Raw genomic sequence first — 24932 nt, forward strand, 5'->3', positions numbered from 1 at the left:
ATGAGCAAAAGCGAACAGATATCCCGCATGACCGACATCATGGCCAGATTTGTGGGATATACCGGCAAAGTATTGCCTGATGACGTCACGGCAAAACTAAAAGAGTTGCATAAGAAAGAGACCAGCCAGCTGGCGGACGTCATCTTTACCACCATGATTGAAAACCAGCGTCTGGCGAAAGAGCTGGATCGTCCCTCCTGCCAGGATACCGGCGTGATCCAGTTTCTGGTGGAGTGCGGCGCCAACTTTCCGCTGATCGGCGAACTGGAAGCGCTGCTGCGCGAATCGGTGATCAAAGCCACCGTCGACTCCCCGCTGCGTCATAACAGCGTCGAGACCTTTGATGAATACAACACCGGTAAAAACGTCGGTAAAGGTACGCCGACGGTCTTCTGGGAGATCGTTCCCAATTCCGATCAGTGCAGCATCTACACCTATATGGCTGGCGGCGGCTGCTCGCTGCCGGGTAAAGCGATGGTGTTAATGCCTGGCGCTGGCTATGAAGGGGTGACCCGCTTTGTGCTGGATGTGATGACCAGCTATGGCCTGAACGCCTGTCCGCCATTGCTGGTTGGCGTTGGGGTGGCAACGTCGGTGGAAACCGCGGCGCTGCTGTCGAAGAAAGCGCTGATGCGCCCGATTGGCTCGCACAATGATAACGAACGGGCGGCATCGCTGGAAAAAATGCTCGAAGACGGCATCAACAAAATCGGTCTGGGCCCGCAGGGGATGTCCGGCAATACCTCCGTGATGGGCGTCAATATCGAAAATACCGCACGCCATCCTTCCACCATTGGCGTGGCGGTCAACGTCGGCTGCTGGTCGCACCGCAAAGGACATATCGTTTTCGATAAAGACCTGAACTACACCATTACGTCTCACACAGGAGTGGCATTCTGATGGCTAAAAAAATACTCACTACGCCCATTAAAGATGAAGATTTAGCTGATATTAAAGCGGGCGATATCATTTATCTCAACGGCCATATTGTGACCTGTCGCGATGTGGCTCATCGTCGCTTAATTGAGGGCGGGCGTGAATTACCGGTCAATGTTGCCGGTGGCGCGATATTGCATGCCGGGCCGATTGTGCGACCGATTAAAGGTTCGGAAGATAAATTTGAAATGGTCTCCGTTGGGCCGACCACCAGTATGCGCATGGAGAAATTTGAAAAAGAGTTTATTGCCAGGACTGGCGTGAAATTAATCGTTGGTAAAGGCGGTATGGGGAAGGGAACTGAAGAGGGTTGCGCCGAGCATAAAGCCTTGCACTGCGTGTTCCCGGCCGGCTGCGCGGTCGTCGCCGCGGTCTGCGTGGAAGAAATCGAAGATGCGCAGTGGCGTGATTTAGGGATGCCGGAAACCTTATGGGTATGTCGGGTGAAAGAGTTCGGGCCGTTAATTGTCTCAATCGATACCCACGGCAATAACCTGTTTGAGCAGAATAAAGTGATCTTTAATCAGCGCAAAGACATGGTCGCCGATGAAATCTGCAAACATGTGAGCTTCATTAAATAACCCCGATTGAATATATAGCGCAGTAATGGCAGCGGCAGCTGACTGCTAAACAGAGGCTTCTGACCAGGCGGTCCGGGGAAATCCACTCGGCTAACGCGGTCTGCTGTTAGCCATTATTGCGCCCCCTCCCAAAGGCTATTTTATGACTAACAATGCCGTCCTGTTAGGCGAAGGCTTCACCCTGATGTTTCTCGGCATGGGCTTTGTGCTGGTGTTCCTGCTGCTGCTCATTTTCGCCATCCGGGGAATGTCCCTCGCCGTCAACCGCCTGTTTCCCGAGCCGCCTGCCGCCCCCAAACCGGCCGCCGTCGCGCCCGCCGACGACTTCGCCCGCTTAAAGCCGGCGATTGTCGCCGCCATTCACCACCATCGCCGTCTTCACCCTTAATTCACGGAGGAATTTATGACCGTTGCCATTACCGATGTCGTCCTGCGCGACGCCCACCAGTCCCTGTTCGCCACCCGTCTGCGTCTCGACGATATGCTCCCCGTCGCCGCTCAGCTGGATGACGTCGGCTACCGCTCCCTTGAGTGCTGGGGCGGCGCCACCTTTGACGCCTGCATCCGCTTCCTCGGCGAGGACCCGTGGGTCCGCCTGCGCGAGCTGAAAAAGGCGATGCCGAAGACCCCGCTGCAGATGCTGCTCCGCGGCCAGAACCTGCTCGGCTACCGCCACTACGCCGACGACGTGGTGGAGCGCTTCGTGGAGCGCGCCGTCAAAAACGGCATGGACGTCTTCCGCGTCTTCGACGCCATGAACGACCCGCGCAACATGCAGGCCGCCCTGCAGGCGGTCCGCCGCCACGGCGCCCACGCCCAGGGCACGCTTTCGTACACCACCAGCCCGGCGCACACCCTGCAGACCTGGCTTGACCTCACCGAACAGCTGCTGGAGACCGGCGTCGACTCCGTCGCCATCAAGGACATGTCCGGCATTCTGACGCCGCATGCCGCCTTTGCGCTGGTCAGCGAAATCAAGAAGCGCTACGACGTCACCCTGCACCTGCACTGTCATGCCACCACCGGGATGGCGGAGATGGCCCTGCTGAAGGCCATTGAAGCCGGGGTCGACGGCGTCGACACCGCCATCTCCTCGATGAGCGCCACCTACGGCCACCCGGCCACCGAGGCGCTGGTCGCCACCCTCGCCGGCACGCAATATGACACCGGGCTGGATATCCACAAGCTGGAGAGCATCGCCGCGTACTTCCGCGAGGTGCGTAAGAAGTACCACGCCTTCGAAGGCCAGCTGAAGGGCACCGACAGCCGCATCCTCGTCGCCCAGGTCCCGGGCGGGATGCTCACCAACCTCGAAAGCCAGCTGAAGCAGCAGAGCGCCGCCCACCGTCTGGATGAGGTGCTGGCGGAAATCCCCCGCGTGCGCGAGGACCTCGGCTTCATCCCGCTGGTGACCCCGACCTCGCAGATTGTTGGCACCCAGGCGGTGCTCAACGTCCTGACCGGCGAGCGCTACAAAACCATCGCGAAGGAGACCGCCGGTATCCTGAAGGGTGAGTACGGCCACACCCCGGCGCCGGTGAACGCCGCTCTGCAGGCGCGGGTGCTCGAGGGCGCTGAAGCCATCACCTGCCGCCCGGCCGACCTGCTGAAGCCGGAGCTGGCGCAGCTGGAAGCCGACGTCAGACGCCAGGCGCAGGAGAAAGGCATCACCCTTGCCGAAAACGCCATCGACGACGTGCTCACCGTGGCCCTGTTCCCGCAGCCCGGCCTGAAGTTCCTCGAAAACCGCCACAACCCGGCAGCCTTTGAGCCGGTACCGCAGGCGGAAGCCGCGCAGCCGCTGGCAAAAGCAGAAAAACCTGCCGCCTCCGGCGTCTACACCGTCGAAGTGGAAGGCAAAGCCTTTGTGGTCAAAGTCAGCGACGGCGGCGACGTCAGCCAGCTCAGCGCCGCGCCGGTGGCCGCTGCGCCTGCTGCCCCGGCTCCGGCCGGCGCCGGCACCCCGGTGACCGCCCCGCTGGCGGGCACTATCTGGAAGGTGCTGGCCGCGGAGGGCCAGGCGGTGGCCGAAGGCGAGGTGCTGCTGATTCTGGAAGCCATGAAGATGGAGACCGAAATCCGCGCCGCGCAGGCCGGGACCGTGCGCGGCATCGCGGTGAAAGCCGGCGACGCGGTGGCGGTCGGCGACACTCTGCTGCAGCTGGCGTAAGGACGAGGAGCGGAAATGGAAAGTCTGAACGCCCTGATTCAGGGCATGGGGCTGATGCACCTCGGCGCCGGCCAGGCGGTGATGCTGCTGGTCAGCCTGCTGCTGCTGTGGCTGGCGATTGCGAAGAAGTTCGAGCCGTTACTGCTGCTGCCGATTGGCTTCGGCGGCCTGCTGTCGAACATCCCGGAGGCCGGGCTGGCGCTCACCGCCCTGGAGAGCCTGCTGGCCCACCACGACCCGGCGCAGCTGGCGGTGATTGCCGCGAAGCTCCACTGCGCGCCGGACGTCCACGCCATTAAGGAGGCGCTGGCGCTGGCCCTGCCGTCGGTGCAGGGGCAGATGGAGAGCCTCGCGGTGGACATGGGCTACTCCGCCGGGGTGCTGGCCATCTTCTATAAGGTGGCCATCGGCTCGGGCATCGCGCCGCTGGTCATCTTTATGGGCGTTGGGGCAATGACCGATTTCGGCCCGCTGCTGGCCAACCCGCGCACCCTGCTGCTGGGGGCGGCGGCGCAGTTCGGGATCTTCGCCACCGTGCTCGGGGCGCTGACGCTGAACTACTTCGGCATCATCAGCTTCACCCTGCCGCAGGCGGCGGCCATCGGCATCATCGGCGGCGCCGACGGCCCGACGGCGATTTACCTGTCGGGCAAGCTGGCGCCGGAGCTGCTGGGGGCCATCGCGGTGGCGGCCTACTCCTATATGGCGCTGGTGCCGCTGATCCAGCCGCCGATCATGAAGGCGCTGACCACGGATAAGGAGCAGAAGATCCGCATGGTGCAGCTGCGCACGGTAAGTAAGCGGGAGAAGATCCTCTTCCCGGCGGTGCTGTTGCTGCTGGTGGCGCTCCTGCTGCCGGACGCCGCGCCGCTGCTGGGGATGTTCTGCTTCGGCAACCTGATGCGCGAGAGCGGCGTGGTGGAGAGGCTGAGCGATACGGTGCAGAACGCGCTGATCAACATCGTGACCATCTTCCTCGGGCTGTCGGTGGGGGCCAAGCTGGTGGCGGACAAGTTCCTGCAGCCGCAGACGCTGGGGATCCTGGTGCTGGGGGTGATCGCCTTCTGCGTGGGCACCGCCGCCGGGGTGCTGATGGCGAAGCTGATGAACGTGTTCAGCCGGCACAAAATCAACCCGCTGATCGGCTCGGCGGGGGTGTCGGCGGTGCCGATGGCAGCCAGGGTGTCGAACAAAGTGGGTCTGGAAGCGGACGGGCAGAACTTCCTGCTGATGCACGCCATGGGCCCGAACGTGGCCGGGGTGATCGGCTCGGCGATCGCCGCCGGGGTGATGCTCAAGTACGTGCTGGCGATGTAGGCCAGCCTGTTCCCGCGGCTGGCATACCGGCCGCGGAGATTTCTCATAAGGAGACGGTGATGAATGAAGCCATAGCATGCTGTCCGGAAAACCGGACATCAACACGGGAGGCGGTGGTTGACGCCATGCTGGCGTCAGGCGATGAACTTGCACAACTGCAGCCGGCGCTGAACCTGCTTTCGCCCCCGCTGAACGCCACGCCTGGTGAAGCGCTGCTGGCCAGCTGTTATGAGGCCGGCGCTGACCATAACGCTGACGAGGCGACACGGGCGGTGATCGCCTTACCGGCGGCGGTCGTGCGCTCTGCGACGCCCTCGCTGCAGCGCAGCGGTCTGCTGTGCATGGCGGCCGGGGCGCTCAGCGCCCGGCAACTTCCGCTGACGCACAACCGGCTGTGCGACGTGGCGGGGCAGTTCGCCCGCGCTATTCCTGAAGGCGATGAAGAGGCGGGCAGTGGATTTTATACCGTGCGCAGCGTGTCCCTGCCCGTTTACCGGCGGCTGCGGCGGGATAACCATTCGCACAGCGTCTGTCTGCAGCAGGCGCTGCTGCATTTGCTGGCCTGGAAGAGTGAGTCGCCCTGGGCGCGGCAGCAGGCGCAGCGCCTGCTCTGGCAGGGTGGCGTGCTGGGTGAGAAGGGGGAATTTGCGCTACTGACGCTGGATGATGAGCTTCGCGAGCGACAGATAGTCTGGCCCGGGCTGAGATCGCTGCTGGCGGTGACCGGGTTTCTGGTCAGATTCCCGGCCGGTCCGGTATTTAGCGATTAACGAGGCTCCCCAAACGGGGAGCCGTTTAGTTGGTGGCCGGGTATTCCTGAACGGCGATATGGAGCGTAATTTTCTTATCATCACGCATGATGACTACCGGAATTTCCGATCCCGGGCGGATCTCGGCCACCTGATCCATCGTCTCCAGTGCAGAAACCGCAGGTTTGTCATTCACGGAGATGATCACGTCGTTGGCGCGGATCCCGGCTTGTGCTGCGGGGCCATCAGGCGCCACATCGTTAACCACGATCCCCTGGATCTGATCGATCCCGCCGCCCTGTGCGTGCAGCGGGGCGATCTCCCGGCCGCTAATGCCGATATAGCCGCGGATCACCCGGCCATCCCGGATCAGCTTATCCATAATTTTGGTCGCTAACTGGAACGGGATCGCAAAGCCAATGCCTTCCGGCGTTTCGCCGTCATTGCTCTTGTCAAAGGAGAGGGTGTTAATCCCCATCAGCTCGCCGAGGGAGTTCACCAGCGCCCCACCCGAGTTACCGTGGTTAATCGAGGCGTCAGTTTGCAGGAAGTTCTGGCGGCCGGTCGGGTTGAGGCCAATGCGCCCTGTGGCGCTGATGATCCCCTGAGTGATGGTCTGCCCCAGGTTATAGGGGTTGCCAATCGCCAGGACGACATCGCCAATATGCGGCGTGCGTTTCGGGTTGATCGGGATCACCGGCAGCCCGCCGGTGGCGTTGATCTTCAGCACGGCGAGGTCAGTCAGGGTGTCGGATCCGACCAGCAGCGCTTCGAAGACGCGGCCGTCCTGCAGTGCGACAATGATCTGATCGGCATCGTTGATAACATGCTTGTTGGTCAGGATATAGCCGCGCTGATCCATGATCACCCCGGAGCCAAGCGTCAGCTGATTATGGCTGGTGCTGTTCAGGGCGCGGTTATAGACGTTCACCACGGCGGGCGCCGCGCGGCGTACGGCGGCGTTATAGCTCACAGGGGAGTCGTCTGCCGTATCGTTTTGGGTGGTCGGCGTCAGTTGCCACTGGCGCAGCGATGGCATCAGGGCCAGCAGCAGTCCCCCGACAATCAAACCGATGAGTATCGAACGTAATAACTTTCCAGGCATGATGCAAATATCGTTAATGAATGGTCAGACGCAGCATAGCATGAGTTGTCCGGACATCGCACATGGCGGCGATGTCCGGGAAGACAATCAGCGTAGCAGCAGATAGATGCTTTCGTTGCCGCGGATCACATTCAGGGCGATGACCGGCGGTTTGCCTTCAAGCACTTTGCGCAGTTCGGCAATCGAATGAATACGTTCCCGGTTAAGGCCAATGATAATGTCATCCTTATGCAGGCCGACCTGGGCGGCGGCGCTGCCTTTATCGACATTATCGATCACCACGCCTTTGGTACCGTCCTTCATCTGACCATCGCTGAACGAGGCTCCCTGCAGGGCAGGGATAATCAGCTCGGCGCTGGCGGCGGAGGAGGTGCTCTTATCCAGCGTCACTTCGACATCGACCGGTTTTCCGTCGCGCAGCAGGCCCAGTTTGACCTTGGTCCCCGGTTCGGTTGTAGCGATACGCGAGCGCAGTTCGGCAAAACTGTTCAGCGGCTTGCCGTTCAGACTGACAATGACGTCGCCGGATTTGATCCCTGCTTTGGCGGAACCGGAGTTTGGTAACACTTCACTGACGAAGGCGCCGCGCTGAACGTCGAGATTCATCGCCTTAGCGATATCGGCGCTCATTTCCATGCCTTTAATGCCCAGCAGGCCGCGCTTGATTTCGCCAAACTGAATGAGCTGGTCGGCGAGGGTTTTCGCCATGTTGCTTGGAATGGCGAAGCCGATACCGATGCTACCGCCGCCCGGCGCCAGGATCGCGGTGTTGATCCCGATAAGCTCGCCGTTGAGGTTCAACAGCGCGCCGCCGGAGTTACCGCGGTTAATCGAGGCATCGGTCTGGATGAAATTCTCCAGCCCTTCCAGGTTCAGGCCGCTGCGGCCAAGGGCAGAGATAATGCCGGAGGTGGCGGTCTGGCCAAGGCCGAACGGGTTGCCGACGGCGACGGCGAAGTCGCCGACGCGGAGTTTATCGGAGTCAGCAATGGCGATTTGCGTCAGGTTCGCCGGCTTGATCAGCTGCAGCAGAGCGATATCGCTCTGTTCATCGCTGCCGACCAGTTTGGCATCAAATTCACGGCCATCGTTCAGCTGGACGCTGATCTTCTGTGCCTGATTGATGACGTGATTATTGGTTAGCACGTAGCCTTTCGCTGCGTCGATGATGACGCCGGAGCCGAGCCCTTCAAACGGCTGCGCCTGCTCCTGCGGGGCGTTATCACCAAAATATTTCTTCAGCTCTTCCGGCATATTGAGCGTCGGCGAGGCGGTGCCTTCCACCTGCACGCTGACCACCGCTGGCAGGACCTTTTCCAGCATCGGCGCCAGGCTCGGTAACGCGCCCTGGCCGGGCACCTGAGTCGGTAAGGATGCTGCTGCCGGAGGCAGGGCCGACAACGATAACCCAATGCTTAACGCTAACGCACTCAACAGCAAAGTCTGTTTCTTCATTAGATGCTGGCTCTCGTAACCTGAGGTGTATGGAAAAACGTCCTGAATAACCTGATGTTATTGAATTTTTGCACAGGTAACAATGTGGGTACTGGTTTAAATTGTAGCCGGGAAGTGGGGGAAGGAGCGGGCGCGGTGGGCGCGCCCGGAGATATTTTATCAGACGCGATCAGTTAATCGCGTTTTGCGCCACCGCGCAGTAAACCGGATGCGCCTTCAGAGTAGTCGCGCGGCATCTGGACCGGCGCCTGATCGTTGCTGGCTTCAGACTCTTCCAGACGGTTGCGGAACGGGTTGGCGTCTGCCATAGAGTCCGGCAGCAGGTTGTTAGAGCTTTTCGCCATATGCTGATACAGCTGACGATAGTCATGCGCCATGTTATCCAGCAGCTCGGCGCTGCGCGCGAAGTGGCTGACCAGCTCTTCACGGTATTCTTCAAGCTCGGCTTTATTCTTTTCCAGTTCGAACTGCAGCGCCTGCTGCTGGCGCAGTTTGCGGTTGCCGAAACGCATGGCGACGGCACCAATAATGATACCGACGACTAACCCAATTAGCGCGTATTCCCAGGTCATGAACATCTCCCGTTGTTTTGTGGTTCCGTAGGGTGGCTCTTAGGCTCTCCGCCTGCGCCCGATAGTGCCACTATAACCGCTAATTCCACAGAAGTGGAATCCTGGCGTATCATCGCGTAGTGTAGAACGGCCTTTTTTTCGTCAATCGTGAGCTTCGGCATTACGGTTTTCAAGGAATAACAATTAGATCATGCAAAGCCTGTCTCCAACATCGCGTTACCTTTTAGCCCTGAAAGAGGGCAGCCATCAACCCGACGACGTCCAGCAAGAAGCGGTGAGCCGCCTCGATACCATTTACCAGGAACTGCAGACTCAGCCCGCGCCCGTCGCGTCAGGCGGCGGTTTGCGCGCGAAATTCGGCAAACTGCTGGGTAAGCGCGAACCGGCTGCCGAGGCGGCACCTGTCCGCGGCCTGTATATGTGGGGCGGCGTGGGGCGGGGAAAAACCTGGCTGATGGACCTGTTTTACCAGAGCCTGCCGGGCGAGCGTAAGCAGCGCCTGCATTTCCATCGCTTCATGCTGCGCGTGCACGAAGAGCTGACCACCCTGCAGGGACATAGCGACCCGCTGGAGATTGTCGCCGACCGTTTCAAGGCGGAAACGGATGTGCTCTGTTTTGACGAGTTTTTCGTCTCTGATATTACCGATGCCATGCTGTTAGGCGGGTTGATGAAAGCCCTGTTTGCCCGCGGCATCACCCTGGTCGCCACCTCCAATATTCCGCCGGATGAGCTCTATCGCAATGGCCTGCAACGGGCCCGTTTTCTGCCGGCGATCGACGCCATCAAGCAGCATTGCGATATTATGAACGTCGATGCCGGCATCGATTATCGTCTGCGTACGCTGACGCAGGCGCACCTGTGGCTGTCGCCGCTGAACAGCGAAACCCGCGAACAGATGGATAAACTGTGGCTGGCGCTGGCCGGGGCGCCGCGCGCGGCTGTCGGCCCGACGCTGGAGATCAATCACCGCGAGCTGCCCACGCTTGGCGTGGAAAACCAGACGCTGGCGGCGTCGTTCGCCACGCTGTGTGTGGATGCCCGTAGCCAGCATGACTATATTGCCCTCTCCCGTCTGTTCCACACCGTGATGCTGTTCGATGTGCCGGTGATGACCGCGCAGCTGGAAAGCGAAGCCCGGCGCTTTATTGCCCTCGTGGATGAGTTCTATGAGCGCCACGTGAAGCTGGTGGTCAGCGCGGCGGTGCCGCTGTACGACATTTATCAGGGAGAGCGGCTGAAGTTTGAGTTCCAGCGCTGTCTGTCGCGTCTGCAGGAGATGCAGAGCGAAGAGTATCTCAAGCGTCCGCATATGCCCTGACAGGGCGCTTTTTCCCGACGGATTGAGAGCCGGAAGGCCACCCCGGGGCCTGCCTGAAAAATCTCATAAAGGGGTCGATCTTTGACCCCGACTTCTCTATAATCTTGCGACCCCACGTTACGAGAAGGTTTTTTTCCCGAAACTTTCTATGCGCCGGCATAGGCTATTCGAAGGGGTAGGTTTGCTGGACAATGTCGTGTGAACCTCAACTGACTAAACGTTTGGGTGTTCACCAACGTGTAACTTATTATTTGGGTAAGCTTTTAATGAAAACTTTTACAGCTAAACCAGAAACCGTAAAACGCGACTGGTATGTTGTTGACGCGACCGGTAAAACTCTGGGCCGTCTGGCTACTGAACTGGCTCGTCGCCTGCGCGGTAAGCATAAAGCGGAATACACTCCGCACGTTGATACCGGTGATTACATCATCGTTCTGAACGCAGAAAAAGTTGCTGTAACCGGCAACAAGCGCGAAGACAAAATGTACTACCACCACACCGGCCACATCGGTGGTATCAAAGAAGCGACCTTTGAAGAGATGATTGCCCGCCGTCCTGAGCGTGTGATTGAAATCGCGGTTAAAGGCATGCTGCCAAAAGGCCCGCTGGGTCGTGCTATGTACCGTAAACTGAAAGTTTACGCGGGTAACGAGCACAACCACGCGGCACAGCAACCGCAAGTTCTTGACATCTAATCGGGATTATAGGCAATGGCTGAAAATCAATACTACGGCACTGGTCGCCGCAAAAGTTCCGCAGCTCGCGTATTCATCAAACCGGGCAACGGTAAAATCGTTATCAACCAGCGTTCTCTGGAACAGTACTTCGGTCGCGAAACTGCCCGCATGGTAGTTCGTCAGCCGCTGGAACTGGTCGACATGGTTGAGAAACTGGATCTGTACATCACTGTTAAAGGTGGTGGTATCTCTGGTCAGGCTGGTGCGATCCGTCACGGTATCACCCGCGCTCTGATGGAGTACGATGAGTCCCTGCGTGGCGAACTGCGTAAAGCAGGCTTCGTTACTCGTGACGCTCGTCAGGTTGAACGTAAGAAAGTCGGTCTGCGTAAAGCACGTCGTCGTCCGCAGTTCTCCAAACGTTAATTGTCTTCTGCTCGCGCAGAACAATTTGCGAAAAAACCCGCTCCGGCGGGTTTTTTTATGGATAAAACGGCTGTTATCCACAATCATGCCGCCGGTTTTCGCCACTTTTTCAGCATTTCCAGAATCCCCTCACCACAACGTCTTCAAAATCTGGTAAACTATCATCCAATTTTCTGCCCAAATGCTGGTGATTGTTCATTTTTTGTTTTATTCGTGAACGAAGGTGACATCGCGCTACTGGGGTTTTTACATCTGGCCGGTCATGAGTGACTGGCAGCAGTACAAAATTCTGAATATACCTGGAGGTTTTCATGGCTGTCGCTGCCAACAAACGTTCGGTAATGACGCTGTTTTCTGGTCCTACTGACATCTATAGCCATCAGGTCCGCATTGTGCTGGCTGAGAAGGGTGTCAGTTTTGAGATAGAGCACGTGGAGAAGGACAACCCACCTCAGGATCTGATTGACCTCAACCCGAATCAAAGCGTACCGACGCTGGTGGATCGTGAGCTCACTCTGTGGGAATCTCGCATCATTATGGAGTATCTGGATGAGCGTTTCCCGCATCCGCCGTTAATGCCGGTTTATCCGGTGGCGCGTGGAGAAAGCCGCCTGTATATGCAACGTATCGAGAAGGACTGGTATTCGCTGATGAACACCATCCAGAGCGGTACCGCAGCGCAAGCTGATGCTGCGCGTAAGCAGCTGCGTGAAGAACTGCTGGCCATCGCGCCGGTCTTCACCCAGAAACCTTACTTCCTGAGCGACGAGTTCAGCCTGGTGGATTGCTACCTGGCGCCGCTGCTGTGGCGTTTGCCGGTTCTCGGTGTGGAACTGGTTGGCGCAGGCGCGAAAGAGCTCAAAGGCTACATGACTCGCGTATTTGAGCGTGATTCCTTCCTCGCTTCTTTAACTGAAGCCGAGCGTGAAATGCGCCTCGGTCGGGGCTAAATAATGGATGTATCACAGCTGACGCCGCGTCGCCCGTATCTGTTACGGGCGTTTTATGAGTGGCTGCTGGATAACCAGCTGACGCCGCACCTGGTGGTGGATGTCACTCTGCCGGGCGTGCTCGTACCGATGGAGTACGCGCGCGACGGACAAATCGTTCTCAATATTGCCCCACGTGCGGTCGGCAATCTGGAGCTGGCGAATGACGAGGTGCGTTTTAACGCGCGCTTTGGCGGCGTGCCGCGTAACGTGTCTGTTCCGCTGGCTGCGGTACTCGCCATCTATGCCCGTGAGAACGGCGCCGGCACGATGTTTGAACCGGAAGCGGCCTATGACGAAGATGTCAGCAGCCTCAACGATGATGACGTCGCGCCTGAGAGTGAAAGCGAAACGGTGATGTCGGTGATCGATGGCGATAAGCCGGATAATCACGACGACGATCCTGACGACACGCCGCCGCCGCGCGGTGGTCGCCCGGCGCTCCGCGTTGTGAAGTAACGCCTGACAGGCCCTCCGGGGCCTGTTTTTTTTCCTGCCTGCTTTGTTAACCCCGCCACACACGACGCGCCCCTGCGGCTGGTACTGTTATTGCCACACTTATCTTTCAGGGAGCAGTCATGTCTTTACTTGCACAACTGGATCGGCGTATTCGCTATTACGGTGGGTTAATTGTCTCCTGTCAGCCGGTGCCGGGCAGCCCGCTGGATAACCCCGCCATCGTCGCGGCGATGGCGCTGGCGGCGGAACAGGCGGGGGCGGTGGCGCTGCGCATAGAAGGTCTGGCCAATCTGCAGGCCGTTCGTCCGTTAGTGACGGTGCCTGTTATCGCGCTGATTAAGCGCGATCTGCATGATAGCCCGGTGCGTATTACGCCGTGGGTTGAGGATGTGAATGCCCTGGCGCAGGCGGGGGCCGATATCATTGCGGTTGACGGCACGCGGCGCCAGCGTCCGGCCTCTGTCGCGTCGCTGTTGGCGGCAATTCACCGCCAGGGGAAAAACGCGATGGCAGATTGTTCCTCTCTCGACGATGCCCTGGAATGCTGGCAGTTGGGCTTCGATATGGTTGGCACTACTCTCTCCGGCTATACCGCAGAGGGGACACCGGTCGAACCGGACCTGGCGCTGGTGAAAAGCCTGAGCGCCGCGGGCTGCCGAGTGGTCGCAGAGGGGCGCTACAATACGCCTGCGCAGGCGGCTGAAGCGATGCGCTGCGGCGCGTGGGCGGTGACCGTCGGATCGGCGATCACCCGCTTAGAGCATATCTGCGGCTGGTATAATTCGGCGCTGAAAGCGGCGGTTTGTCCGGCGAATGAGCAATAAAAAAACCCGATGGCGTTAACCATCGGGCTTTTATGCGCTGAGGCTCAGAGCCTAATCAGACTTCAAGGTAGTTGAGGATCCCGTCCGCCGCTTTACGGCCTTCGGCAATCGCGGTGACCACCAGGTCAGAACCGCGAACGATATCGCCACCGGCGAAGATTTTCGGGTTGCTGGTCTGGAAAGCGTTGTCGCTGCCTTCCGGCGCGATGATGCGGCCCTGAGAGTCCAGCTCGACGCTGTGCTTCGCCAGCCACTCCATGCTGTGCGGACGGAAGCCAAAGGCCATTACCACCGCATCAGCCGGCACCACGTGTTCAGAACCAGCGACGATCTCCGCGCGACGGCGGCCTTTCGCGTCCGGCTGGCCCATCTCGGTGCGCGCCATCTTCACGCCGCACACTTTGCCATTGGCATTCACTTCCACGCCCAGCGGCTGGACGTTGAACTGGAACTCAACGCCTTCTTCACGCGCGTTTTTCACTTCGCGTTTTGAACCGGGCATGTTCTCTTCGTCACGACGATAGGCACAGATCACGTGCGCCGCATTCTGACGAATGGAGGTCCGCACGCAGTCCATCGCGGTGTCGCCACCGCCGAGCACGACCACGCGTTTGCCTTCCATGCTGACGTAGGGCTCATCAGCTGTTTCGCCAAAACCCATGATCTGCTTGGTGTTAGCGATCAGGAACGGCAGCGCGTCGTAGACGCCCGGGGCGTCTTCGTTGTCCAGTCCACCGCGCATCGACTGATAGGTCCCGACGCCGAGGAACACGGCATCGTACTCTTTCAGCAGGTCGTCGAGCTGTACGTCGCGACCCACTTCGGTATTGAGTTTGAACTCAATGCCCATGCCGGTGAAGATTTCACGGCGGCGGGTCATCACCTCTTTTTCCAGCTTGAACGCCGGGATACCGAAGGTCAGCAGGCCGCCGATTTCCGGATGGCGGTCAAACACCACCGCCTTGACGCCGTTGCGGGTCAGCACGTCGGCACAAGCGAGGCCCGCCGGGCCAGCACCGATGATCGCGACGGTTTTACCGGTCGGCTTCACGCCGGAGAGATCCGGACGCCAGCCCATTTCGAACGCTTTGTCATTGATATAGCGTTCGATGTTGCCGATGGTCACCGCGCCGAACTCATCGTTCAGCGTACAGGAGCCTTCACACAGGCGATCCTGCGGGCAAACGCGCCCGCAGACTTCCGGCAGGGTGTTGGTCTGATGCGACAGCTCAGCCGCCTCAAAAATACGTCCCTCGTTGGCCAGCTTCAGCCAGTTCGGGATGTAGTTATGCACCGGGCATTTCCATTCACAGTACGGGTTGCCGCAGGAGAGGCAGCGATCTGCCTGCGCCTTGGCCTGGCCTTCTGAAAACGGCTCGTAAATTTCCACAAACTCAATTTTACGGATCTTCAGCGGTTTCTTTGGCGGATCAACGCGCTGCAGGTCGATAAATTGATAAACGTTCTGACTCATCTTAACCCCTTACTGCGCCTGCACCCGCAGCTCAGCTGCGGAACGACTACGGTGACCCAACAGTGCTTTAACATCGCTGGACTTCGGTTTAACCAGCGCAAACTTCGCGGAGAAGGCCGGCCAGTTGGCGAGGATCTCTTCGCCACGTTGCGAACCGGTAAGCTGCACATGTTCGGTGATTAAACCGCGCAGGTGCTCTTCATGGATAGCCAGAGAATCAACGTCCAGCACTTCCACCAGTTCCGGGTTCACGCGTTTACGGAAGTCGCCATCTTCATCCAGGACATAAGCAAAGCCGCCGGTCATCCCTGCGCCAAAGTTGACGCCGGTTTTACCGAGCACGCAGACGATGCCGCCGGTCATATATTCACAGCCGTTGTCACCGATGCCTTCCACCACGGTAATGGCGCCGGAGTTACGCACGGCGAAACGCTCGCCTGCGCGGCCTGCGGCGTACAGACGACCACCGGTCGCGCCGTACAGGCAGGTGTTGCCGATAATGCTGGCTTCATGGCTGCGGAACGCAGAGCCGACCGGAGGACGAATGGCCAGCAGACCGCCCGCCATGCCTTTCCCGACATAGTCGTTGGCATCGCCGGTCAGATGCAGCTCTACGCCACCGGCGTTCCACACGCCGAAGCTCTGGCCTGCGGTGCCGCTAAAGTGGGCGACGATCGGATCCCCGGCCAGTCCCTGGTCACCATGGGTCTGGGCAATATACCCGGACAGCGAGGCCCCCACGGAGCGGTCGGTATTGCGGATATCGAACCAAAACGTTTTGCTCTGCTTTTCATCCACGTACGGTTTCGCCTGCTGCAGCAGCTGCGCGTTGAGTACACCGTTATCGAACGGTGGGTTGTTCTCGGTGCAGTACAGCGCTTTGCCCGGATGCGGCTCTGCGGTCTCCAGCAGTTTACCCAGATCCAGTTTCTGCTGTTTGGCAGTAAACCCATCCAGCTCTTTGAGCAGATCGGTGCGGCCAATCAGATCCACCAGACGCTTGACGCCCAGCTGGGCCATCAGCTCGCGGGTCTCACGGGCGATAAATTCAAAGTAGTTGGTCACTTTGAACGGCAGACCGTGATAGTGGTTCTTACGCAGTTTGTCATCTTGAGTCGCCACGCCGGTCGCGCAGTTGTTCAGGTGGCAAATACGCAGGTATTTACAGCCCAGCGCGACCATCGGGCCGGTACCGAAACCGAAGCTCTCTGCGCCGAGGATCGCCGCTTTGATGATATCGAGGCCGGTTTTCAGTCCGCCGTCCACCTGCAGACGGATCTTATGACGCAGACCGTTAGCGACCAGCGCCTGCTGGGTTTCCACCAGGCCAAGCTCCCACGGACAGCCGGCATATTTCACCGATGAGAGCGGGCTCGCCCCGGTACCGCCGTCGTAGCCGGCGATGGTGATCAGATCGGCATAGGCTTTGGCCACGCCGGTGGCGATGGTGCCAACGCCCGGTTCAGAAACCAGTTTGACCGAAATCATCGCTTTCGGGTTGACCTGCTTGAGGTCGAAAATCAGCTGCGCCAAATCCTCGATAGAGTAGATATCGTGGTGCGGCGGCGGGGAAATCAGCGTCACGCCCGGTACGGAATAGCGCAGTTTGGCGATATACGGGGTGACTTTATCACCCGGCAACTGACCGCCTTCACCCGGTTTCGCCCCCTGGGCGACTTTGATCTGGATGACGTCGGCATTGACCAGATAGGCTGGCGTGACGCCGAAGCGGCCGGACGCGACCTGCTTGATGCGCGACACTTTATTGGTGCCGTAGCGCGCCGGGTCTTCACCGCCTTCACCGGAGTTAGAGAAACCGCCGATGCTGTTCATCGCTTCCGCCAGCGATTCGTGTGCTTCCGGGCTCAGCGCGCCGATCGACATCGCCGCGGTATCGAAGCGTTTAAACAGCTCTTTCGCCGGTTCTACGTCGTCGATACTGATAGCGTCTTCGCCTGGATTGAGCGCCAGCAGATCGCGCAGCGTGGCCGCCGGACGTTCGTTAACCAGTTTCGCGTATTGTTGATAGTCGCTGTATTCGCCGCTCTGCACGGCCTTCTGCAGGGTCTGAACCACGTCCGGGTTGTAGGCGTGATATTCACCGCCGTGCACGAACTTCAGCAGGCCGCCCTGAGCCAGTGGCTTACGTGCCAGCCAGGCGCGTTTCGACAGATTCAGCAGATCCTGCTGGAAATCGTCGAAGCCGGCGCCGCCGATGCGGCTGACCACGCCCTGGAAGCAGAGATCGGAAACCTCGCGATGCAGACCGACGGCTTCGAACAGCTTCGAGCAGCGGTAGGACGCGATGGTGGAGATCCCCATCTTCGACATGATTTTGTACAGACCTTTGTTGATACCGTTGCGATAGTTCAGCATCACCGCACGGTAGGCTTTATCGATAGCTTTGCTGTCGACCAGCTTCGCCAGCGTTTCATAGGCGAGGTACGGATAAATAGCGGTCGCGCCGAAGCCGAGCAGGACCGCAAAGTGATGCGGATCGCGGGCACTGGCGGTTTCAACGATGATGTTGGCATCGCAGCGCAGACTTTTATCGACCAGACGGGTCTGGATCGCGCCAACGGCCATCGGCGCCGGTACCGGCAGACGGTCTTTGGCGATGTTGCGGTCGGACAGCACCAGCAGCACGGTACCCTCGCGCACCATTTGCTCTGCTTTGTCACACAGGGCTTTCACCGTCTCGCTGAGCGAGGCCTCTGCCGGGTTAAACGTGATGTCGAGGACGTCGGCACGATAGTGCTCTTCTTCCATCGTCGTCAGCTGTTTGAAATCGGAGTACAGCAGGATCGGCGATTTGAAGCTCAGGCGATGGGCCTGGCCTTCCGCTTCGCAGAAGACGTTCATTTCGCGACCGATGCTGGTGGCCAGCGACATGACGTGCGCTTCACGCAGCGGATCGATAGGCGGGTTAGTCACCTGGGCGAACTGCTGACGGAAGTAATCGTAGATAATGCGCGGCTGGCTGGAGAGCACGGCGAAAGGCGTGTCATCGCCCATCGAACCGACTGCTTCCTGGCCATTTTCGCCGAGCACGCGCAGGACGGAGTCCAGCTCTTCCGCGCTGTAGTTAAACTGTTTCTGGTAGCTGGCGAGCGTGTCGTCATCCAGCTGGCGGCTGCCGACTTCTTCTTCCGGCAGATCTTCGAACGGCACCAGGCGACGAACGTTTTTCTCCATCCACTCTTTGTACGGGTGGCGGCTCTTCAGATCGTCATCGGTTTCCGCCGAGTGCAGAATGCGTCCGGCGCGGGTATCGATAACCATCAGCTCGCCCGGGCCCACGCGGCCTTTCTCGACCACTTCGTCCGGCTGGTAGTCCCAGATACCGACTTCAGAGGCGCAGGTGATGAGCTTATCTTTGGTAATGACGTAGCGCGCCGGGCGCAGGCCATTACGATCGAGGTTACAGGCAGCGTAGCGGCCATCGGACATGACGATGCCCGCCGGGCCGTCCCACGGCTCCATATGCATGGAGTTAAAGTCGAAGAACGAACGCAGCTCCGGATCCATATCCGGGTTGTTCTGCCAGGCTGGCGGCACCAGCAGGCGCATGGCGCGCACGATATCCATCCCGCCGGCCAGCAGCAGCTCCAGCATGTTGTCCATTGAACTGGAGTCAGAGCCGGTTTCGTTAACGAACGGCGCGGCGTCGTGCAGATCCGGGATCAGCGGGGTCTGGAACTTATAGGTACGGGCGCGGGCCCACTGGCGGTTGCCGGTGATAGTGTTGATTTCACCGTTGTGCGCCAGGTAACGGAACGGCTGCGCCAGCGGCCAGCGCGGCACGGTGTTGGTGGAGAAGCGCTGGTGGAACAGGCAGATAGCCGACTCCAGGCGCAGGTCCGCGAGGTCCAGGTAGAAGCGCGGCAAATCCGCCGGCATACACAGACCTTTATAGATGTTGACCAGGTTGGACAGGCTACAAACGTAGAAATCTTTGTCTTCCTGCAGGCGTTTTTCAATGCGACGACGCGCAATAAACAGACGGCGCTCCATATCGCGCGGGCGCCAGCCAGCCGGGGCGTTCACAAAGATTTGCTCAATACGGGGCAGCGAGGAGAGGGCGATTTCACCGAGGACGCCTTCGTTGGTCGGCACATCGCGCCAGCCGACAATCGACAGGGTCTCAAGCTGAAGTTCTTCTTCAACGATGCGGCGCGCCGCTTTAGCCAGCTCAGGATCTTTATTCAGGAACAGCATCCCAACGGCGTAGTTTTTGGCTAAACGCCAGCCGCGCTCTTCAGCAACGATGCGGAAGAAACGATCGGGTTTTTGCAGCAGCAGACCGCAACCGTCGCCGGTTTTACCATCGGCAAGGATTGCGCCACGGTGCTGCATGCGGGCCAGTGCGTGTATCGCGGTTCGCACTACCTTGTGGCTAGGTTCGCCTTCTATGTGGGCGATCAGGCCGAAACCACAGTTATCCCTCTCAAGGGATTTGTCGTACAACATATCAGTGAACCTCCCCAGGCTCTGCGGACACCCTCCGATACCGATTGCGCACAGGCACAGAAAGAGCATGGCGACGGGGTTTGCACCTCGCATTCGCCCTCTTTAAATCCTTTTCGCATCGGTACACAAGTTTGAGGACTTGCTGTTAAGAGGGAATCTCAATTACTGCATAAATATGATGAGCAGAGTGCTCATCCAGAAAGCTTCCAGCGGATTCCCAACTTATCGGGAATCCACACTTACGTCAAATGGCAATCTTATTAATACAAAAATGTGCTATACAGGTGTTAACTTGTTGTTTTAAAAATAAATAGTGCCATTTTTTGTGCTATGAATACGCCTCAGGAAGGTCAGGCTAGTGTGATCTGTCTCACTGTGCACGCGGCTTTGCATTACCGTTATGCGCTGAAATGCATGTCATCATTAGCATATTTGACTGCCATATATTTTCTCAATGGATATTAATACTGTTTTTTACCGTGAAGAAGATTAGGGCTATCCGCAGGTGAAATATAAGGAAAACTCATCACCACAGAGGTGAATGAAATTGCAGTAATCATGATTGTTTATGCAATGAGGGTGGCCGCCGCGCTGACGATTGATCCAGGTCATCGCCGTCGGTGACAAAAAGTGGCAGGCTTGGCCCCCTTTGTTGAGGCCGGTCTATCAGATTATGCAGTTACAGAAATTAGTCAATATGTTTGGTGGGGATCTTATGCGCCGCTATGGCGAAAAGGTCCATAAGCTGACGCTGCACGGCGGTTTTAGCTGCCCGAACCGCGACGGCACGCTGGGCCGCGGCGGTTGCACTTTCTGTAATGTGGCTTCCTTTGCCGATGAGGCGCAGCAGCATCGCTCCATCGCCGAACAGCTCGCTCATCAGGCGCAGCTCGTCAACCGGGCAAAGCGCTATCTGGCCTATTTCCAGGCCTATACCAGCACCTTCGCTGAAGTGCAGGTGCTCCGCTCGATGTATCGTCAGGCCATCAGCCAGGCGAATATTGTCGGCCTCTGCGTCGGCACCCGCCCGGACTGCGTGCCGGAGGCGGTCCTCGATCTGCTGAGTGAATATCATGAGCAAGGATATGAGGTATGGCTGGAGCTGGGACTGCAAACCGCGCACGATAAAACCCTGCATCGGATTAACCGTGGGCATGATTTCGCTTGCTACCAGCGTACTGCGCGTCTGGCGCGAGCGCGAGGGCTGAAGGTCTGCGCACATCTGATCGTCGGCCTGCCCGGAGAGACCCAGGGCCATTGCCTGGAGACGCTGGAGCGGGTGGTGGCGACCGGCGTGGACGGCATCAAGCTGCACCCGCTGCACATTGTCAAAGGCAGTATTATGGCCAAAGCGTGGCAGGCCGGGCGTCTCAATGGCATTGAGCTGGAGGCGTATACCGTGACCGCCGGGGAGATGATTCGCCATACGCCGCCGGAGGTGATCTATCACCGGATATCGGCCAGCGCCCGTCGACCCACGCTATTGGCGCCGCTGTGGTGCGAAAATCGCTGGACCGGAATGGTTGAACTGGATCGCTATCTGAATGAGCAGGGCGCTCAGGGCTCGGCGCTAGGCCGCAGCTGGGCTGTGCCCCTGGCGGAGAAGTAGAAGCAGACGATGTCCGGGCTAAGGCCGGACATCGCTCTTCAGCCATTTATGCCTGACTGGCTTTCATCGTCATCCGCGGGGTTTTAATCACCAGCAGCACCAGCACGGCGCCAAGCGCGGCGATAGTGCCGGCGAGAATAAAGGCGCTGTCGAATTTGCCGGTGGACTGCACGATATAGCCCGTGACAATCGGCCCCACGATGCCGGAGACGCTGCCGATAAGATGGATAAAGCCGCTGGCGCCGCCGACGCGGGATTTATGCACCACGTCCTGAATAATCGCCCAGTAGATCGCCCCGGTCACATAGAGGAAAAAGATGGAGACCGACATCAGCAGAACGGCAGGAACGACGCTGCTAACGGTACCGGCGAGCCCCACGCAGAGCGCGGCCATTAGCAGGCATACCACCAGCACGATTTTGCGCGACAGCAGCAGCCTTCCGGTAAGGTTAAATATTTTATCGGATATATAACCCCCCAGCGCCAGACCGACAAAACCGACGATCCACGGGATCATGGTGGTGAGACTCATCTGTTTAATATCCAGATGGTGCTGCTGGACCAGATAGGACGGAAACCAGCTGAGAAAGAAAAACAGAATATAGTTGTAGCAGAAGAAGGCAAATGCCGTCACCAGAATAATAGGCTGCTTGAGATAATAACCTAATGAGTGGGCCGTTTGATTTTCTACGGTTTCCAGGGCGTCCTCCTCTTGCTTCATTTTATTAATGAGCATGAGCTCTTCCTGACTGACATGCTTATGTTTGTCAGGCGAGTTGGCGGCAATAAAAAACCACACGACCATCCACACAATACCGATGGCGAAAATAATCATAAACGCGGGACGCCAGCCGAAAGCCAGGGCCAGATAACCGACGATAGGTCCGGCGACCGCGCCGCCCAGCGGAGAGCCGGCGCTGAGGAACCCCACTGCGGTTGCTGCTTGCTTTTTAGGAAACCAGCCGTTAATCATCTTGTTCGCTGAGGCGCATATCGGGCCCTCTGCCATCCCGAAGAGCACGCGGAGCACCAGCATGGAATAAAAGCCGGTGGCAACCGCGGTTAAGCCGCAAAACAGCGACCATAACCCAACCGCCAGGCCCATCACCAATGTGGCGCCAAATTTATCGACGGCGAGGCCGCCAATAAAATTAAAGACCGCGTAGCCGAAGAAAAAGCTGCCGAAAATCATACCAAATTGTTCAGCGTTAAGTGCAAGGTCCTTTTCAATCATCGGCACCGTAATGGATAACGCCACCCGGTCCAGATAATTTATCATATACACTAAAAATAATAACAGGACGATAATCCAGCGAATATTTTTTCCCATGATAACACCATGCTCATTATATGATTTATATCAGGCGCGGCGGATCTACAGATATCCGTCGGCCGTTATTTAAAAATGATGTCGGCTTAGCCTAATTGCAGCAGCACTTTGCAACAGGTCTTCCGATCGTTGGCGAAAATCTCCATGGCCTCTTTCACCTGCTCCAGCGGCATACAGTGGGTGATTAACGCCTCAGGATGGATAAGGCCTTTTTCCATCCAGTCGATGACCAGCGGAAAGCGCCCGCTGTTCAGCCGCGAGGAGAAAATGGAGATCTCTTTACTGGTGATGCTTTGCTGGGTCAGCGTGGACGCCTCGCCGGAGAAACCGAGTATGCCGATGCGGGCGGCAGGGGAGGCGAGGAGGATTGCCTCCTGCAGAATGGCTGGGTGGCAGGCGGCATCAATGACCAGCGTGGGGGCTATCTGCCGCTGCGCCAGCTGATCCGCCAGCGGCTGATGGGTGTTATCGAGCGTCAGATCGGCGCCGTTGTCCCGTGCCATCTGTAGACGTTCGGCAATGCGGTCCACAACGATCACCTGCTTAACGCCATACACCCCCTTCAGCGCCTGGATCACCGTCAGGCCCATCGGGCCAGCGCCGTAAACCAGGGCGATATCCTGCGGCGTGGGCTGCAGCTGGGCGGTAATATTTGCCGCAATAGTAAAAGGCTCAACCATTGTCGCCTGACGATCGCTGATAGCCTCCGGAATGCGCCAGGCATTTTTGGCCGGCACGCAGGCATAGTCGCTGAATCCCCCATCGCGGTGCACCCCGATGACCTGGAGCTGCGCGCAAACATTCGGCCGGCCAACCGAGCAGGGATAACAATGGCCGCAGCTGACCACCGGATCGACCGCGACGCGTTCGCCAATACGCGCCGGAGAGACCTGCTCGCCGACGGCATCGATAATGCCGAAGAATTCATGACCAATAACGCGGGGATATTTCGCGAAGGGGTTGTGGCCCTGATAGATGTGTACATCGGAACCGCAGATCCCGGCAAAGGCGATTTTCACCCGTACTTCATGGCTGCCCGGAACGGGAACCGGACGTGATGCAATGTTCAGTTGGCCTGGCTCTTTGACGATGACGCTTCTCATTTCTGTTCCTTCCATTGTCTGTTTCGCGAACGAATTTCGCCTGTTTTTATTACCATACAAGTATGCATTTGATCATAAATAGCTCTGGATCACATTTGGAAGAGGTCGTCAGAAAAAGCCAGACTATTATTAATCTATTGAAATAAATTGAAAAAAAATATGAATGCGCCGGGATGGGCTTGCCCGGTGCAGGAATGTGATCGTTATCACGACAGGAAAGGGCAATTCGATTATGATTACTGGTATGGTAGTAGGGTAAAACACAAATTATGAAGCAGGTGATAACGATGCAGATGACAATGCGCTGGTTTGGGCCAGAGGAAGACAAGGTTTCATTAGAGCATATACGACAGGTGCCCGGCGTGGAGGGGGTCGTCGGCGCGCTCTATGACGTCGCGGTGGGTGAGGTATGGCCAGTCGATAAAATTGAGCGTCTGGTCAGCCAGGCCCATGCCGCGGGCCTGAAAATGGAGGTGATAGAGAGCGTCAACATTCATGATGACATTAAAATCGGCCTTCCTTCCCGTGACCGCTATATTGCCAACTATCAGCAGACCATTCGCCACCTTGCCCGCTTCGGCGTCAAAGTTATCTGTTATAACTTCATGCCGGTTTTTGACTGGATGAAGACGGATATGAACTACGTCCTGCCGGATGGTTCGTTGACGATGGCTTTTGAGAAGAAAGATATCGATAAACGGCTGGAAGACGTAGTGAAAGAGGTACTGGAGAACTCAAACGGCTTCGCCTTGCCGGGCTGGGAGCCAGAAAGGCTGGCGGAGGTGCAGACCCTGTTTGCCAAATATAGCGCGGTGGATGACCACAAGCTGCGGGAGAACCTGGTCTATTTTCTGCGGGCGGTGATCCCGGTCTGTGAAGAGGTCGGGGTGAAAATGGCGATCCATCCGGACGATCCGCCGTACTCCATTTTTGGCCTGCCGCGGGTGGTCAAAAACCGCGACGATCTGGACTGGATCTGCCGGGCCGTCGATTCGCCCGCTAACGGCATCACGCTCTGCACCGGCTCGATTGCCGAAGATCCGGATAACGATGTGTACGCCATCCTGGCAGAGTTTACCCGGCGCAAACGGATCCACTTTGCCCACGTCCGCAATATTAAGCTGATACGGGATAAAGATTTTTACGAGTGCGCCCATCCGTCAGAGTACGGTTCCCTGGATATGTACAAGGTGATGCAAGCGCTGTATGACAACGGGTTCGACGGCTATATTCGCCCGGATCATGGCCGCTTTATCTGGGGAGAGACCGGACGGCCAGGCTATGGCTTGTACGACCGCGCTCTCGGCGTGACCTACCTGAAGGGGCTCTGGGAGGCGTTAAGCAAGCGCTAATCGTTCTCCTGAC

Annotated in this window: 22 protein-coding genes; 15 read left to right on the forward strand and 7 right to left on the reverse strand. The window is 58.2% G+C overall.

Annotated features, from left to right (window positions below; all coding sequences use genetic code 11):
* From ttdA to AC3EMD_RS02505, 6 genes are all read left to right on the forward strand, one after another.
* Complete coding sequence (ttdA, locus tag AC3EMD_RS02480; protein WP_008806674.1) at nucleotides 1-900, forward strand: L(+)-tartrate dehydratase subunit alpha; 900 nt, start codon at nucleotides 1-3, stop codon at nucleotides 898-900.
* Complete coding sequence (gene ttdB / locus AC3EMD_RS02485) at nucleotides 900-1517, forward strand: L(+)-tartrate dehydratase subunit beta (protein ID WP_012967163.1); 618 nt, start codon at nucleotides 900-902, stop codon at nucleotides 1515-1517. The genes ttdA and ttdB overlap by 1 nt, the downstream gene beginning before the upstream one ends.
* Before the next feature lie 142 nt (nucleotides 1518-1659).
* Nucleotides 1660-1905: an oxaloacetate decarboxylase subunit gamma gene (locus AC3EMD_RS02490; RefSeq protein WP_302073914.1), complete on the forward strand. Its 246-nt coding sequence runs from the start codon at nucleotides 1660-1662 to the stop codon at nucleotides 1903-1905.
* Nucleotides 1906-1920: 15 nt separating this feature from the next.
* Nucleotides 1921-3687 carry a sodium-extruding oxaloacetate decarboxylase subunit alpha gene (oadA, locus tag AC3EMD_RS02495; protein ID WP_302073915.1) on the forward strand — a complete coding sequence of 589 codons (1767 nt, stop codon included), beginning with the start codon at nucleotides 1921-1923 and terminating at the stop codon, nucleotides 3685-3687.
* Nucleotides 3688-3702: 15 nt separating this feature from the next.
* Complete coding sequence (locus AC3EMD_RS02500) at nucleotides 3703-5004, forward strand: oxalacetate decarboxylase subunit beta (protein WP_302073916.1); 1302 nt, start codon at nucleotides 3703-3705, stop codon at nucleotides 5002-5004.
* A 59-nt stretch (nucleotides 5005-5063) separates the two neighbouring features.
* Nucleotides 5064-5774, forward strand: a complete 711-nt coding sequence (locus AC3EMD_RS02505; RefSeq protein WP_008806668.1) for a hypothetical protein — start codon at nucleotides 5064-5066, stop codon at nucleotides 5772-5774.
* A 25-nt stretch (nucleotides 5775-5799) separates the two neighbouring features.
* On the opposite strand, the gene degS is transcribed toward AC3EMD_RS02505, so the two are convergent.
* The 3 genes from degS to zapG all read right to left on the reverse strand — a co-directional run bounded on the left by degS (nucleotide 5800) and on the right by zapG (nucleotide 8885).
* The gene (gene degS / locus AC3EMD_RS02510; RefSeq protein ID WP_008806667.1) at nucleotides 5800-6858 is read right to left on the reverse strand and encodes an outer membrane-stress sensor serine endopeptidase DegS; all 1059 of its coding nucleotides are present in this window, start codon (nucleotides 6856-6858) and stop codon (nucleotides 5800-5802) included.
* Between the two features lie 87 nt (nucleotides 6859-6945).
* Nucleotides 6946-8313 (reverse strand): serine endoprotease DegQ, encoded by a 1368-nt coding sequence (gene degQ / locus AC3EMD_RS02515; RefSeq protein WP_048268250.1) that lies wholly within the window; start codon nucleotides 8311-8313, stop codon nucleotides 6946-6948.
* Between the two features lie 173 nt (nucleotides 8314-8486).
* Nucleotides 8487-8885, reverse strand: a complete 399-nt coding sequence (zapG, locus tag AC3EMD_RS02520) for a Z-ring associated protein ZapG (RefSeq protein ID WP_012540461.1) — start codon at nucleotides 8883-8885, stop codon at nucleotides 8487-8489.
* A 190-nt stretch (nucleotides 8886-9075) separates the two neighbouring features.
* On the opposite strand from zapG, the gene zapE reads away from it, so the two are divergent.
* From zapE to AC3EMD_RS02555, 7 genes are all read left to right on the forward strand, one after another.
* Nucleotides 9076-10206 carry a cell division protein ZapE gene (gene zapE, locus AC3EMD_RS02525; RefSeq protein ID WP_048268249.1) on the forward strand — a complete coding sequence of 377 codons (1131 nt, stop codon included), beginning with the start codon at nucleotides 9076-9078 and terminating at the stop codon, nucleotides 10204-10206.
* Between the two features lie 266 nt (nucleotides 10207-10472).
* Nucleotides 10473-10901, forward strand: a complete 429-nt coding sequence (rplM, locus tag AC3EMD_RS02530; protein ID WP_002918559.1) for a 50S ribosomal protein L13 — start codon at nucleotides 10473-10475, stop codon at nucleotides 10899-10901.
* 15 nt (nucleotides 10902-10916) lie between these two features.
* Complete coding sequence (gene rpsI, locus AC3EMD_RS02535; RefSeq protein ID WP_000829815.1) at nucleotides 10917-11309, forward strand: 30S ribosomal protein S9; 393 nt, start codon at nucleotides 10917-10919, stop codon at nucleotides 11307-11309.
* A 57-nt stretch (nucleotides 11310-11366) separates the two neighbouring features.
* Complete coding sequence (locus AC3EMD_RS02540; protein WP_136047529.1) at nucleotides 11367-11579, forward strand: hypothetical protein; 213 nt, start codon at nucleotides 11367-11369, stop codon at nucleotides 11577-11579.
* A gap of 41 nt (nucleotides 11580-11620) precedes the next feature.
* Nucleotides 11621-12259 carry a stringent starvation protein SspA gene (gene sspA, locus AC3EMD_RS02545; RefSeq protein WP_002918467.1) on the forward strand — a complete coding sequence of 213 codons (639 nt, stop codon included), beginning with the start codon at nucleotides 11621-11623 and terminating at the stop codon, nucleotides 12257-12259.
* 3 nt (nucleotides 12260-12262) lie between these two features.
* Nucleotides 12263-12757, forward strand: a complete 495-nt coding sequence (gene sspB / locus AC3EMD_RS02550) for a ClpXP protease specificity-enhancing factor (RefSeq protein ID WP_008806663.1) — start codon at nucleotides 12263-12265, stop codon at nucleotides 12755-12757.
* A gap of 119 nt (nucleotides 12758-12876) precedes the next feature.
* Nucleotides 12877-13581, forward strand: a complete 705-nt coding sequence (locus AC3EMD_RS02555; RefSeq protein ID WP_080928835.1) for an N-acetylmannosamine-6-phosphate 2-epimerase — start codon at nucleotides 12877-12879, stop codon at nucleotides 13579-13581.
* 55 nt (nucleotides 13582-13636) lie between these two features.
* Here the strand turns inward: AC3EMD_RS02555 and gltD are convergent, their stop codons facing one another.
* Both gltD and gltB read right to left on the reverse strand, forming a co-directional pair.
* Nucleotides 13637-15055: a glutamate synthase subunit GltD gene (gene gltD, locus AC3EMD_RS02560; protein WP_008806661.1), complete on the reverse strand. Its 1419-nt coding sequence runs from the start codon at nucleotides 15053-15055 to the stop codon at nucleotides 13637-13639.
* Between the two features lie 9 nt (nucleotides 15056-15064).
* Nucleotides 15065-19525: a glutamate synthase large subunit gene (gene gltB, locus AC3EMD_RS02565; protein ID WP_008806660.1), complete on the reverse strand. Its 4461-nt coding sequence runs from the start codon at nucleotides 19523-19525 to the stop codon at nucleotides 15065-15067.
* Nucleotides 19526-20198: 673 nt separating this feature from the next.
* Between gltB and mnmL the strand changes: the two genes are divergently transcribed.
* The gene (mnmL, locus tag AC3EMD_RS02570) at nucleotides 20199-21134 is read left to right on the forward strand and encodes a tRNA modification radical SAM protein MnmL/YtqA (RefSeq protein ID WP_008806659.1); all 936 of its coding nucleotides are present in this window, start codon (nucleotides 20199-20201) and stop codon (nucleotides 21132-21134) included.
* Nucleotides 21135-21180: 46 nt separating this feature from the next.
* Here the strand turns inward: mnmL and AC3EMD_RS02575 are convergent, their stop codons facing one another.
* Nucleotides 21181-22464 carry an MFS transporter gene (locus AC3EMD_RS02575; protein WP_008806658.1) on the reverse strand — a complete coding sequence of 428 codons (1284 nt, stop codon included), beginning with the start codon at nucleotides 22462-22464 and terminating at the stop codon, nucleotides 21181-21183.
* Between the two features lie 86 nt (nucleotides 22465-22550).
* Nucleotides 22551-23567, reverse strand: coding sequence for a Zn-dependent oxidoreductase (locus AC3EMD_RS02580; protein ID WP_016161879.1), 1017 nt, complete (start codon nucleotides 23565-23567; stop codon nucleotides 22551-22553).
* A gap of 287 nt (nucleotides 23568-23854) precedes the next feature.
* On the opposite strand from AC3EMD_RS02580, the gene uxuA reads away from it, so the two are divergent.
* Nucleotides 23855-24919, forward strand: coding sequence for a mannonate dehydratase (gene uxuA / locus AC3EMD_RS02585; protein ID WP_008806656.1), 1065 nt, complete (start codon nucleotides 23855-23857; stop codon nucleotides 24917-24919).
* Nucleotides 24920-24932 lie beyond the last annotated feature (13 nt).

This window comes from Klebsiella sp. PK18, from assembly GCF_057784655.1.

Excerpts from the sequence above, each read along its gene's own strand:
- ttdA (WP_008806674.1), top strand. The coding sequence starts at position 1 with ATGAGCAAAAGCGAACAGATATCCCGCATGACCGACATCATGGCCAGA.
- ttdB (WP_012967163.1), top strand. The coding sequence starts at position 900 with ATGGCTAAAAAAATACTCACTACGCCCATTAAAGATGAAGATTTAGCT.
- AC3EMD_RS02490 (WP_302073914.1), top strand. The coding sequence starts at position 1,660 with ATGACTAACAATGCCGTCCTGTTAGGCGAAGGCTTCACCCTGATGTTT.
- oadA (WP_302073915.1), top strand. The coding sequence starts at position 1,921 with ATGACCGTTGCCATTACCGATGTCGTCCTGCGCGACGCCCACCAGTCC.
- AC3EMD_RS02500 (WP_302073916.1), top strand. The coding sequence starts at position 3,703 with ATGGAAAGTCTGAACGCCCTGATTCAGGGCATGGGGCTGATGCACCTC.
- AC3EMD_RS02505 (WP_008806668.1), top strand. The coding sequence starts at position 5,064 with ATGAATGAAGCCATAGCATGCTGTCCGGAAAACCGGACATCAACACGG.
- degS (WP_008806667.1), bottom strand. The coding sequence starts at position 6,858 with ATGCCTGGAAAGTTATTACGTTCGATACTCATCGGTTTGATTGTCGGG.
- degQ (WP_048268250.1), bottom strand. The coding sequence starts at position 8,313 with ATGAAGAAACAGACTTTGCTGTTGAGTGCGTTAGCGTTAAGCATTGGG.
- zapG (WP_012540461.1), bottom strand. The coding sequence starts at position 8,885 with ATGACCTGGGAATACGCGCTAATTGGGTTAGTCGTCGGTATCATTATT.
- zapE (WP_048268249.1), top strand. The coding sequence starts at position 9,076 with ATGCAAAGCCTGTCTCCAACATCGCGTTACCTTTTAGCCCTGAAAGAG.
- rplM (WP_002918559.1), top strand. The coding sequence starts at position 10,473 with ATGAAAACTTTTACAGCTAAACCAGAAACCGTAAAACGCGACTGGTAT.
- rpsI (WP_000829815.1), top strand. The coding sequence starts at position 10,917 with ATGGCTGAAAATCAATACTACGGCACTGGTCGCCGCAAAAGTTCCGCA.
- AC3EMD_RS02540 (WP_136047529.1), top strand. The coding sequence starts at position 11,367 with ATGGATAAAACGGCTGTTATCCACAATCATGCCGCCGGTTTTCGCCAC.
- sspA (WP_002918467.1), top strand. The coding sequence starts at position 11,621 with ATGGCTGTCGCTGCCAACAAACGTTCGGTAATGACGCTGTTTTCTGGT.
- sspB (WP_008806663.1), top strand. The coding sequence starts at position 12,263 with ATGGATGTATCACAGCTGACGCCGCGTCGCCCGTATCTGTTACGGGCG.
- AC3EMD_RS02555 (WP_080928835.1), top strand. The coding sequence starts at position 12,877 with ATGTCTTTACTTGCACAACTGGATCGGCGTATTCGCTATTACGGTGGG.
- gltD (WP_008806661.1), bottom strand. The coding sequence starts at position 15,055 with ATGAGTCAGAACGTTTATCAATTTATCGACCTGCAGCGCGTTGATCCG.
- gltB (WP_008806660.1), bottom strand. The coding sequence starts at position 19,525 with ATGTTGTACGACAAATCCCTTGAGAGGGATAACTGTGGTTTCGGCCTG.
- mnmL (WP_008806659.1), top strand. The coding sequence starts at position 20,199 with ATGCAGTTACAGAAATTAGTCAATATGTTTGGTGGGGATCTTATGCGC.
- AC3EMD_RS02575 (WP_008806658.1), bottom strand. The coding sequence starts at position 22,464 with ATGGGAAAAAATATTCGCTGGATTATCGTCCTGTTATTATTTTTAGTG.
- AC3EMD_RS02580 (WP_016161879.1), bottom strand. The coding sequence starts at position 23,567 with ATGAGAAGCGTCATCGTCAAAGAGCCAGGCCAACTGAACATTGCATCA.
- uxuA (WP_008806656.1), top strand. The coding sequence starts at position 23,855 with ATGCAGATGACAATGCGCTGGTTTGGGCCAGAGGAAGACAAGGTTTCA.